The following is an 11,042-nucleotide window of genomic DNA, read 5'->3' as shown; positions in this document are numbered from 1 at the left end:
AAGCGGATGAGGCGGTCGGAGGAGCCATCCGCTTGTTTGCCTGAAACATTTTGGGAGGAGGGATGCCGGATGCGGCCGTATGCCATGATGGTCAACCTGGAAAACAAACGCTGCGCAGTCGTCGGCGGCGGGCAAGTCGCGGAGCGGAAAATCGCCAGTCTGCTTGCCGCTGGGGCAGCCGTCAGCGTCGTGAGTCCCTCCTGCACAGCGTTGATCCGCGAATGGGAGCAAGCTGGCAAGCTGACGCTCCGGCTGCGCCCGTTCGTCCCCGATGACGTCGCGGACGCCGTGCTCGTCATCGCGGCGACCAGCGATCCGGCTGTCAACCTGGCCGTCTACGAGGCGTGCGGGCCGCAGCAGTGGATCAACGTGGCAGACCGTCCCGACCTGTGCTCGTTTACGGTTCCGTCCGTAGTCGAGCGCGGCGACCTGACCGTTGCCATCTCCACCGGAGGAAACAACCCGGGCCTGGCGAAAAAAATGCGCAGCCAACTGGAAGCGTGGATCGGGCCGGAGTACGAGGACTACACGCTCTTCTTGGGCAAAATGCGCCGCCGCGTACTCGCGCTGGATGAGCTTCGCCCGGCAAACAAACGCGCCATTTTGGCAGAGCTGTTGGACGACCGCTTTTTGCACTGGACCCGAAGCGGGGAGATCGAGCGGAGGGACCGGGAGGCAGAGGCGGTTGTCGCGGGATGGCTGGAAAGACAAGAAGAAACATGAACGGAAACAACCTGAGCCTGTTCAGCATATGGGCTTGGGTTATTTTTTTGTGAAAAAGATGACTGCATCCTGAAATGCTCTTTTATGGTAAAATTTAGTATATGAAGCTATCGGCGCATCCAATTTTCATTCAAGCTCCCATGAGATGTACCGGGACGAGCGATAAACAGGAGTAGGAGAAGATAATTATGAGGCATACTGGCAGAAAAAGATTTTGGAAACGAATGTCGATTCTCACGCTTTTATCCGTATTTGCAGTGGGCAGTTTCGCAGGTGTGAGTCAACAGGTACACGCAGTTGAGCAAAAATCCGCAAAGCTTCTTTCAGAACAACAGGCTGTAGAAGCGGCGAAGAAATGGATGGATATCCCCGCAGGCTACCAATATTCTTACGGATTATACTTCGAACCGTACGAAGAGGACAAGACACCGTACGGAGCATGGTTTCTCGCCTGGCATCACCCAGACGGTTCGTTCATTTCGTATAAAATTCATCCTGTCTCAAGCCGCCTGTTGAGCTACGATCGTTACGACAATGACACTAAACCCGCTGGCACTGCTCCCCCGATTCAAAAGCAAATGGCCCGTGAGAGAGCGTTGCAGTTTCTTGCAAAATTCGTTCCCTCAGAGGAGCGGGCAAAGCTGATGGAGCCAGAGGAATGTACATATACGAGATACGGTTCGCCAAGATATGGAATTAAATTTAAACGTGTTGAAAACAGCATTCCTTTCAAAAACAATTCGATTGACGTAGTTTTGGGAGGAGACGGAAAGCTTCTCCACTTCGTGCGGCACTGGTATGAGGGAGAGGTGCCCGACGCAAGCAAGATCATGGCAGAAAAGGCAGCGCGGGAACTTCTGGAGCAAAATGCGGAGCCGACCTTGTACTATAGGGAAACGCCTGATAACTTGCAAGAGAAATACAAGCAAAAATATATGTTAGTCTATGATTATTTGCGGGGCGACCCCCAATTCGTCGATGCGATCTCAGGTGTGATGGTGGACAAGTATGGAACCTTGGCAAAGCCGAAGCAACCGATCAAGAGCCTGAAAGATTTGCCGCTTGTAGCTGCTCCGAAAGAGGGAAACGGGATAAAAGGAACGTTTACTCTGGAGCAGGCGAAGGCCGCGGCAATTCATTTTTTACAAACCACACTCAAAGATCAACTAGATCATGTCTATCTGGAACCGGAGATTATACCGAGATCGGCTGATTGGAAAGATTACAGTTTCAAATTTAGCTGGTTGCATAAAGGGACTCTGGTTGAATACGCTACATTTGAAGTAAGGGTCAATCCGGACACCGCAGAAAGTCATTTTCGGGGAGAACATCCTCTCCCGCCTGTGATTGATGACAACAACGCGCAGAGAGTGGATGTGGCCACAGCGAAAAAAACGGAGCAGACGGTGAAAAAATCGCTTGAACTTTTCTACTTCCAGTCAAATCAATATGACGATGAGGCCAAGGAACCAAAAGCGTTGCTTCTGTACCGTTTCGTCCATGAGCCGGGCTTCGTCGACGGACATACCGGAAAATGGATCAGCCTTTCGGACTGAGCAGAAAACAAATAAGCAGCGGTGTCATCTGAAAAAACGCCACTTGATGAGGGTGGTGTTTGTCATTTGGGGATGATTCCTGCCCTGCTGCACGCGAAACTGCGCCGAACTCGTGCAGCAGGCACAGCCAAGTCGCCCATGCAACACAAATTTCCCCGGAGCATTCCATTATTCCCCTTTTCCTGATATGGTGATAGATGGTATGCAACCCCTTCAAGCGCAAGCCATCTTTTCCAAGGAGGAAACAGCTTTGTCGGACGCCTTTCAGATCGGTCCCTTTTTGTTGAAAATGAGCACGCTGGCCGTGATCGTGTCCATCGCCAGCGGCTTTCTTGCGATTACGTTTTTGTTTCCAAAAGAGAGGGCGACAAGAGTTGCCATCACAGAGCTGCTGAGCAACGCGGTCGTTCTCGCCTTTCTCGTCTGGAAGCTCAGCTATGCGCTGTTTCATCTGGAGCAAATGCTGCAAAATCCTTCGTCGATCCTCTACTTCTCCGGGGGCGAGAGCGGAGCGTGGCTGGCAGCCGTGGCGGTTGCGGTCTACCTCGTGGTGACGGTGCGCAAAAAAGCTTTGCCGGTCCAGCTCGTGGCCTGGGCGATGGCGATCGGCTTTTTGGCTGCGGCTGGCGTGCACCATCTGCTGACGGCTTTGCTGGAAAAAGGCGGCGTGTGGTACCATGGCCAGCAGCTCGTGCTCTGTCTGTTGTTCCTCGGCTGGCTGCAACGTGTGCGCGAAGCACTCACCGAGCTGCCTGCCTGGCTTGCGCCGCTCATGTGGTATGCGATCGGGCAGGTCTACGTGCTGTTTTACTTCGAGCCTCGCCAAGCGGTGCTGCTGGGACTTTCTGCGGAGCAGCTCGCTTATTACGGCTGCGCCCTGCTGCTGCTGTTTTTGTCCAGGCGCGCCACCCAAGCGAAAGGAGAGGCGTTGGATGAAGCGTAATCACATATGGGCGGTTGTCGTGCTGGTCGCCTTGCTGGCGTGGGGTGTCGTGGATGCATACGTCCTTGACACAGGAGCGGAAAATGCGGCGACAAGCGAGCCGGGCAGCGTGCCGATCGGGTTGAAAAAAGGCAACCTGGCGCCAGACTTTGAGCTGCGGCAGCTCGGTGGCGGCAAGGTGAAGCTGTCCGATTTGCGCGGAAAAAAAGTCATCGTCAACTTGTGGGCGACCTGGTGTCCGCCGTGTCGGGCGGAAATCCCGGACATGCAGCGGTTTTACGAAGCAAACAAGGCGAACGGTGTTGTCATCCTGGGCGTCAACCTGACAACAACGGAGACGAAGCCAGAAGATGTCGAAGCGTTTGTCCAGGCGTACGGCATGACTTTTCCCGTGCTGCTCGATGACGAAAAGCACGTATCCGGCGCGTACAAGGCCATTTCCATTCCGACCAGCTTCCTCATCGACAGCAATGGCGTGATCCGCGAAAAGTACATTGGCCCGATGAGCTACGAATGGATGGAGAAGACGCTGGCGGGGATGCAGTAAAGGCAGGCGGGCACGCGCAGCGGCCGTTTTTGACGCCGGTCTTTGCGGGCGGCTATCTCTCATGCTCATGTACGGATGCGAGTTGCGTCGTCGCCTGACCCAAGACCAGCTCCAAAGCCAAAACGAGAACCTCGTGCGAGCGCGAAAAAAAGCAGCCCGCTGGATGAGAACAGGCTGACGTGCAGTCATTTTTGTTAAACGTGAAAGGATGGCAAAGGCCAACCACCACCAGCCTGACTGGGAAAGCTGCGAATATCCGCAATCGGTTCAATCAGTTGCCGGGATTGTTTTCCGGCGATTTGCTTTTGCTGCCCCGGTCCAGAGGAAGCACGGCATTCAGCAACTGGTAGATGAGCTTGGATTCCTTGGTCAAAAGAGGGCCTAATATCGCCAGGATCAGCACGTACAGCGCGGCGAACGGCTGCAGGATATCCATGAGTGCGCCCGCTTTTCCCAGATTAGCCATGATGATGGAAAACTCACCACGAGAAACGATTGTCAGCCCGATGTTCGTGGAAGCCTTGGGCGGCAGTCCGGCGCTGCGGCCTGCGAGCAGACCGGCGGCGACGTTGCCGACGAGCGTGATGATGACCGCCACGATGGACAGCCAGACGGCTCCCCCGAGCGACAAGGGATCAATCGTCAACCCGAAGCTGAAGAAAAACATGGCGCCGAAAAAGTCGCGAAATGGCAGTATCAGATGTTCGATGCGTTTCATATGTTGTGTTTCCGCTAATACGAGCCCCACGAGCAGTGCGCCGATGGCTTCAGCTACATGGATAGTCTCGGAAAAACCCGCAATCAAAAACAGGGCGGCGAACACCGTAATCATGAACACTTCGTTCGATTTGATGTTCAGCGCGCGGTTCAAAAAGGGGACGAGCTTGCGTCCGACGATGATGAGCAAAAGCATGTAGCCCAGCGCGATCAGGGCGGAAGAGAGCACGCCGCCAAGCGAAGTGGCACCGGAGAGGACAAGCCCGGAGACGATCGAGATGTACACCGCCAAAAAGATGTCCTCGAACATGATGATGCCGAGAATCATTTCGGTTTCGCGATTGGCGGTGCGCTTGAGATCGACCAGCACTTTGGCCACGATCGCGCTGGAGGAAATCGTGGTGATTCCGGCGACGATCAGCATTTCCTTGAGCGGAAAGCCGGCAGCCCAGCCAAACAGCAGACCGAGCGTAAAGTTGATGGCGATGTAGATCGTGCCGCCAATCGCAATAGAGCGGCCTGCCTTGACGAGCCGCCCTACCGAAAATTCAAGACCGAGGTAAAACAATAGAAAAAGCACCCCGACTCTGCCCATAAATTCGATGAGCGGAGCGCTGTCGATAAAGCGAAGGTCGAACAGGCCGATGTCGGGCGCGTGCGGACCGACGACCATCCCGACCAAAATGTAAAAAGGGACGATGGAGAACTTCAGCTTGATGGAGAGAAAGCCGGCGATGGCTATCAGAGCGAGCGCAAGGCCGACTTCAAACACGATGTGCTCCAAGGTCAATCACCCCCGTTGCTGAGAATAGTCTTGAGCGCCTTCACCTGCTTTCGTTCACCTGCTACAACTAGAGTGGAGCTTGCACAGAGCACATACTCGGGGCCCGGGTTGATCGTTTGCTTGTGATCTTTTTCAATGACCGCGATGATCGTGGCTCCGGTCTCCTGTCGCACGTCCAGCTCACCGATGGTCTTGCCGATCGCGCGTGCGCCCGGTTCGATCTTGTACCACTCGATCATTAGCTTGTCCAATGCGACCTCGACTGTTTCCAAAGCGGATGGCTTGTACGTCAGCCCGCCGACGATTGCGGCAATTTGCCGGGCCTCGTCATCATCGAGGGTCACCATCGAAATGTTGTCGTCCGGATCTTCGCGATCAAAATGGTACATTTCCCGGCGTCCGTCATCGTGAATGACGATGACCAGCTTATCGCCGCTTTTTGTTTCCACCTGGTATTTTCTGCCGATGCCCGGCAAATCTGTTTCTCGAATAGAGAACATGCAACAGCCTCCTCCAAATTCACATCTGTAATTTATATTAGGTAGTCGCTCTTTGGCGCGAAAGAGCGCTTTTGCATGTCGCCGATAATCATTTGGAATTATAACCATTCTGGTGCTATTTTAGTAATAATCCCGGTGCATGCACGGTGGCATTGTCGACATACGTACCTATTATCCATTATTATACACGAAGCGGCATCCGCTTTTTGGAATGAATCCAAATTCACATAGATGCAACAAATTCGCACAGATTTGACACATTTTTTAAGGGTGATGAAGCGTGGCCAACAAGCAATATCGTTTAACCGAAGCCGAATGGCATTTTATTCAGGACATGCGCTCCATGGAGATGGATGAGCTGCTGGACATCGTGATTGCCTTGCGCAATGAGGTGCGGGAGCTGGAGAAAAAAGCAGAAATCATCCGCGAGCGGGAAAAGGAGCACTGGCTGGAGGAATACCAGGCTGCGCAGAAGCGGATCAAACATCTGCGCCAGTTCGAGCAGGACCTGCGCAAGACATGGCCACATGACTGAGCAAGGAGCACCCTTCTTCCACCAGTGCGCATGAATTTTGGCGGATGGTGTATCCGTGTCAAAAACTTGCCTGAGAAAAGAAGAGCCTGTCACGAAACAAGGGAACCCGCCCTAAGGGTTCCCTTGTGTTATAGCCAGAAGCAGCGGCACATATCATGTTGTTAGGCCAAGATCGCTTTGCTCTCTGCTTCCTGCCCAGAGTCTGGCTCTGGCGTGTCACTCGCTTGCTGGACGCGTTCCGGATGGAATTCGTCTTCTTGTTTGGCGATGACAACCGCTGCTACGCCGTTTCCGATCAGGTTCGTAATCGCACGCGCCTCGGACATGAAGCGGTCAACCCCGAGCAGCAAGGCAATGCCTTCGACCGGAATCATCGGGAAAGCTGCCAGTGTAGCCGCCAGCGTAATGAAGCCGGAGCCTGTCACGCCCGCCGCGCCTTTGGACGTAATCATCAAAATGCCGAGCAGCGTCAACTGTTGCCAGATGCTGAGGTCAACCCCGTAAGCCTGGGCGATGAACATGGCCGCCATCGACAGGTAGATCGAGGTTCCGTCCAGGTTGAACGAATAGCCTGTAGGAACGACGAGGCCGACAACCGATTTGGAGCAGCCGTACTTTTCCAGGCGGTCCATCATCCGCGGGAGTGCAGATTCCGAGGAGGAGGTGCCAAGCACGAGCAAAATTTCTTCGCGAATGTATTTGATAAACGAAAAGATGCTGAATTTGTAGTAGCGGGCGATACCGCCCAACACCAGGACGATGAACAAAAACATGGTGATGTACACCGCTGTCATCAGCAGGCCCAGACGGGTAAGAGAGTCGATGCCGAATTTGCCGATCGTGTAAGCCATTGCACCGAATGCCGCCAGCGGGGACACTTTCATAATCATGTTGACGACGCCGAAAAATCCGTGTGTCAGCTTGTCAAACAGCTTGATGACAGGCTGGGAGGCAGGACCCATTGCCGCGAGCGACAGCCCGAACAGGACAGCGAAGAACAGGATAGGAAGCAGTTCGCCTTTTGCCATGGCACCGACGACGTTTTCCGGGATGATGCTGGCGATAAAATCAACGAAGCCGTGGCTCGACTGCGCAGCCGCCTCTGTGTACTTGCTTACGTCGCCGCTTGTCAGGCCCGTTTTGTCGAAGCCTTCGCCCGGTTTGATGAGGTTGACGACGAGCAGCCCGATGGCGAGCGCGATCGTGGTAACGATTTCAAAATAAATCAGCGCCTTGCCGCCGATCTTCCCGACCTTTTTCATGTCGCCCATGCTCGCGATTCCGTTGACGACGGTGAAAAACACAATCGGCGGAATGACCATTTTAATCAGCTTCACAAAAATATCTGCCAATACTTTCAGTTCTGCGCCGAACTTGGGAGCAAAATGCCCGACGATAATCCCGAGGATGATGGCAATCACAACCTGAACGGTCAGGTTTTTAAAGTTGATCCGCATCGAACCGACCCCTTTTCTCTTTCGTCTTTAGAAATGCTGTTGTAAGCGCTTCACTCATCTATTTCGCATTGTATAGAATGGACAAAAAATTGAAAATGATACGGTCATATTGGTTGTTTTGGTCGTTTTGGTCATGGACTCTCCTGAAACTGGAAAGGAAAAAATGCAATGTTGACATACGCTCGACACGATCAGTAGGTAAAGTAAGTTATGTACATAGCGACATGACATGAAAAAGACAACCGGGAGAAGGAGGATTTTCGATGTTTAAAAAACAGTATCTAGCAGTTTTCTCAGCGGTGGTTCTTGCGACAAGCTTGCTGCCGACTGGCTCTCAGGCAGCGACTGGAACAAAAAACTTGCAGGCGAAGTACAACAATATCAAGGTTTTGTATAACGGCGCTGCCGTTCCGACTACGATCGAACCATTCATCGTCAACGGAACCACCTACATTCCGCTGCGCATGATGGCAGGCGTGTTCAACAAGGAAGTCGTCTGGGATGGCAATACGTACACTATCACGGTAAAAGACCAGGCTGATGCCCAGCATGCGGCTGAACTGGCAGCGCGCGATGCCCAAATCCGCAGCCTGCAAAGCAAAATCGACACGCTGAACCGGCAAATTTCCGATCTGGAAGACGATCTGGAAGATGCGAAAAACAAAGATGACGACGACGATTTCGACGATCAACTGGATGACTTGGAAGATGCTCTGAATGACGATTACGAAGACTTCCGCGGCGCTGAGTGGGATATTACCCTGAGCGGCGACGAAGATGAGATCGAGGTAGAAATCGCTCTCGACTTCGATGAGTACGAGGACGAATTGGACGATTCCGACTATGAAGACCTCGTGATTAACGTCATCGAGGACATCTGGGATGAATTCGACGATGCAGACGTGGTAGGCGAGATCGTCGACACCAGCAACAACGACAAGAAAAAATACGACTTTGAAGGCGATGCAAGCGATGGCGACATCTACTTCGAGGACGACATTATCAACTAATGGCAGTCAAAAAAGCCTTGTCTCCTGTAAGGGGGCAAGGCTTTTTTCCTATTTTCCAAAAACACGCAAATCCAATTATAAAAAGAAAGGGGTAAACTGATAGTATAGTAGTACGTAGCAGAAAGAGAGGACCATGCGAGCAATCGCGAATGGGAGAATAGGAAGCCTATGAAAAGCATTTTGTTGGTAGAAGACGAACTGGTGATCTCGCGCGTGTTGAAAGCGTACCTGCAAAAAGCGGACTATGAGGTCTGGCAGGCTGAAGACGGCATCGAAGCGATCCGCCTGTTTGACGAAAAAAAACCGGATCTCGTTCTTTTGGATCTCATGCTTCCCGAGCGAAGCGGCTGGGAGATTCTGCAGTATATTCGGGAAAAAAGCGCCTGTCCGGTCATTATTATGACGGCGCTGGGACAGACCGATCAAAAGCTGAAAGGGCTGAACCAGGGAGCCGACGACTACATAACAAAGCCGTTTGTCGCCGAGGAAGTGGTGGCGAGGGTCAATGCTGTGCTGCGCCGCTCGGTGATTTTGGTCAAAGACCAGGAGACGCGCTTTTTCGGCAGCCTGAAAATCAATTTCCAGTCCCACCACGTCACGCTGCACGGGCTGGAACTGGTGTTTCATCCGCGTGACCTGTCGCTGCTGCTCTTTCTGGCGCAAAACCCGAACCAGACCTTTACCCGCGAGCAGTTGATTGAGCAGGTGTGGGGAATGGACTACGGAGGCAGTGACCGTGCTGTGGACCTGGCCATCAAGCGCGTGAGAAAAACATTGGAAAATTGGCCCGCCCATGAAGGCGAGATCAAGACGCTGCGAGGGGTGGGTTATCAGTTCTGTGTTTACTAAGAAAAAGGAGCCCGTTTCGCTCCTGCGCTACTGGACGACCCGTTACCTGCTGACACTGGTCGTAGGACTGCTCATCGTCGGGGCCGTGTCTGCCTACTGGATCAAATATGCTGCGGTGGAAAAGCAGATTGAGGTGACCCGGCTGTTCGCCGAGGAAGTGGCGGATCGGGTCGTAGACGACGAAGGCGACATTTTGGTGGGGGCCAAGCTGCATCAGGTGCTGGACAACCGGCGCAAGTTCATGGGGGTGGATCGCAACCTGGTCTTGTTTATTAAAAACAATCAGGGAGAGGTCATCTACAGCCGCCCGGGAATGCTGCCGCCCACGCTGGAAAAAGCGCTTCCCGGCTTGCTTGAGCAGGCTGATACGGCAGACAGGATCAAGCAGGCATCGGGCGACACGCTGTACGTCATCAGGAAAAATTTGGAATATAACGACAATATTATCGGGAAGGTCATTTTGCTTTTTCCCGAGACCGATATCAAAATCGGCCGGGAGCAACTGCAATATTTGGTCATCATGCTCGGCAGCCTCGGCGTGCTTGGCTGGGCCGTCATTTACTTTCACTCCCGGCGGCTGTCGGAGCCGATTCAGCAAGTCGTGCTGTCGGCGCGCAAAATCGTGGAAGGCAACTACGATGTCGCGATCACGCAGCCAATCCAGGAACGGGAAATTCACGAGCTGGTCTACACGTTCAAGGAGATGGCTGACCGCCTGCGCCAACTGGAAAGCATGCGGACAGAGCTGTTGGCCGGAGTAACGCACGAGCTGAAAACGCCCGTGACCTCGATCAGCGGGCTGGTCCAGGCGATTAACGATGAAGTCGTATCGGGGGCAGAGCAGAAGGAATTTTTGGAGATATGCCTGCGCGAAACAAGGCGTCTGCAAAAAATGGTCGAGGACTTGCTCGATTTCAACTCGTTTGCCGTAGGGGCGATTACCGTCCACAAGGAGGAGCAGGACATCAGCAAGCTGGTCAGGGAAATCGCCTCGCAGTGGCGAATCGTGCAAGACCTGGGGGCGATCTCGTTTGAGGTCGTCATCCCGGAAAAATCTGTGACCGTTTTTGTTGACCCGGGCCGCGTCCAGCAAATTTTGACCAACCTGCTCAACAACGCGAGACAGGCGATCGGAAAAGCAGAGGCCGAGGGGAGCATCCAGCTTGTTTTGTACGAAACCGAAGGCGACATGCGCATCGACGTGAAGGACAACGGACACGGGATTCCGGCAGAGGAGCAGCCGCTTGTCTTCGAGCGGTTTTTTCGCGGCAGCAACAAAAAAGACAAGGTGCGGGGGCTGGGACTTGGGCTGTCGTACTCGCGCATGATGGCCAAAGCGCTGGGCGGCGACCTCATGCTTCGGCAAAGCAGTGAACAGGGCTCGGTCTTTACCCTCATCCTGCCTAAGCAGACGTAAAGAC

11 protein-coding genes are annotated in these 11,042 nt (G+C 53.4%); 8 read left to right on the top strand and 3 right to left on the bottom strand.

Annotated features, from left to right (window positions below; genetic code table 11):
• Positions 1-69 precede the first annotated feature (69 nt).
• The 4 genes from BA6348_RS22610 to BA6348_RS22595 all read left to right on the top strand — a co-directional run bounded on the left by BA6348_RS22610 (position 70) and on the right by BA6348_RS22595 (position 3,769).
• Entirely contained in the window at positions 70-723 is a 654-nt protein-coding gene (locus BA6348_RS22610; RefSeq protein ID WP_007785799.1) for a precorrin-2 dehydrogenase/sirohydrochlorin ferrochelatase family protein, read from the top strand.
• Positions 724-911: 188 nt separating this feature from the next.
• Positions 912-2,279 (top strand): YcdB/YcdC domain-containing protein, encoded by a 1,368-nt coding sequence (locus BA6348_RS22605; protein ID WP_122952901.1) that lies wholly within the window; start codon positions 912-914, stop codon positions 2,277-2,279.
• Between the two features lie 250 nt (positions 2,280-2,529).
• Positions 2,530-3,222 carry a hypothetical protein gene (locus BA6348_RS22600; RefSeq protein ID WP_007785798.1) on the top strand — a complete coding sequence of 231 codons (693 nt, stop codon included), beginning with the start codon at positions 2,530-2,532 and terminating at the stop codon, positions 3,220-3,222.
• Positions 3,212-3,769, top strand: a complete 558-nt coding sequence (locus tag BA6348_RS22595) for a peroxiredoxin family protein (protein ID WP_005832024.1) — start codon at positions 3,212-3,214, stop codon at positions 3,767-3,769. Before BA6348_RS22600 ends, BA6348_RS22595 begins: the two co-directional genes overlap by 11 nt.
• A gap of 271 nt (positions 3,770-4,040) precedes the next feature.
• Here the strand turns inward: BA6348_RS22595 and BA6348_RS22590 are convergent, their stop codons facing one another.
• Both BA6348_RS22590 and BA6348_RS22585 read right to left on the bottom strand, forming a co-directional pair.
• Positions 4,041-5,270 (bottom strand): cation:proton antiporter, encoded by a 1,230-nt coding sequence (locus BA6348_RS22590; RefSeq protein WP_005832025.1) that lies wholly within the window; start codon positions 5,268-5,270, stop codon positions 4,041-4,043.
• Between the two features lie 2 nt (positions 5,271-5,272).
• Complete coding sequence (locus BA6348_RS22585) at positions 5,273-5,770, bottom strand: cation:proton antiporter regulatory subunit (protein ID WP_025847479.1); 498 nt, start codon at positions 5,768-5,770, stop codon at positions 5,273-5,275.
• A gap of 280 nt (positions 5,771-6,050) precedes the next feature.
• Between BA6348_RS22585 and BA6348_RS22580 the strand changes: the two genes are divergently transcribed.
• On the top strand, positions 6,051-6,305 hold the full coding sequence (locus tag BA6348_RS22580; protein ID WP_005832027.1) for a hypothetical protein: 255 nt from the start codon (positions 6,051-6,053) through the stop codon (positions 6,303-6,305).
• A gap of 161 nt (positions 6,306-6,466) precedes the next feature.
• Here BA6348_RS22580 and BA6348_RS22575 read toward each other — a convergent pair whose 3' ends face one another.
• On the bottom strand, positions 6,467-7,762 hold the full coding sequence (locus BA6348_RS22575) for a dicarboxylate/amino acid:cation symporter (protein WP_005832028.1): 1,296 nt from the start codon (positions 7,760-7,762) through the stop codon (positions 6,467-6,469).
• A 263-nt stretch (positions 7,763-8,025) separates the two neighbouring features.
• On the opposite strand from BA6348_RS22575, the gene BA6348_RS22570 reads away from it, so the two are divergent.
• The 3 genes from BA6348_RS22570 (at position 8,026) to BA6348_RS22560 (ending at position 11,038) form a co-directional block, all read left to right on the top strand.
• Entirely contained in the window at positions 8,026-8,772 is a 747-nt protein-coding gene (locus BA6348_RS22570) for a stalk domain-containing protein (protein ID WP_005832029.1), read from the top strand.
• A 168-nt stretch (positions 8,773-8,940) separates the two neighbouring features.
• Positions 8,941-9,621 (top strand): response regulator transcription factor, encoded by a 681-nt coding sequence (locus BA6348_RS22565; protein ID WP_025847473.1) that lies wholly within the window; start codon positions 8,941-8,943, stop codon positions 9,619-9,621.
• A complete protein-coding gene (locus BA6348_RS22560; RefSeq protein ID WP_007785789.1) occupies positions 9,611-11,038 on the top strand; it encodes a HAMP domain-containing sensor histidine kinase in 1,428 nt (475 codons plus the stop codon). Before BA6348_RS22565 ends, BA6348_RS22560 begins: the two co-directional genes overlap by 11 nt.
• Positions 11,039-11,042: the final 4 nt, after the last annotated feature.

Origin of the sequence: Brevibacillus agri (genome assembly GCF_004117055.1) — a bacterium.
Lineage (GTDB): Bacteria > Bacillota > Bacilli > Brevibacillales > Brevibacillaceae > Brevibacillus > Brevibacillus agri.
Note: the sequence above shows the minus strand (reverse complement) of the source record. Positions and strands in the feature narration are given on the sequence as shown.

Bases quoted from the DNA above. Each gene is read 5' to 3' on its own strand.
- BA6348_RS22570 (WP_005832029.1), top strand. From the start codon at position 8,026: ATGTTTAAAAAACAGTATCTAGCAGTTTTCTCAGCGGTGGTTCTTGCG.
- BA6348_RS22575 (WP_005832028.1), bottom strand. From the start codon at position 7,762: ATGCGGATCAACTTTAAAAACCTGACCGTTCAGGTTGTGATTGCCATC.
- BA6348_RS22565 (WP_025847473.1), top strand. From the start codon at position 8,941: ATGAAAAGCATTTTGTTGGTAGAAGACGAACTGGTGATCTCGCGCGTG.
- BA6348_RS22610 (WP_007785799.1), top strand. From the start codon at position 70: ATGCGGCCGTATGCCATGATGGTCAACCTGGAAAACAAACGCTGCGCA.
- BA6348_RS22605 (WP_122952901.1), top strand. From the start codon at position 912: ATGAGGCATACTGGCAGAAAAAGATTTTGGAAACGAATGTCGATTCTC.
- BA6348_RS22595 (WP_005832024.1), top strand. From the start codon at position 3,212: ATGAAGCGTAATCACATATGGGCGGTTGTCGTGCTGGTCGCCTTGCTG.
- BA6348_RS22585 (WP_025847479.1), bottom strand. From the start codon at position 5,770: ATGTTCTCTATTCGAGAAACAGATTTGCCGGGCATCGGCAGAAAATAC.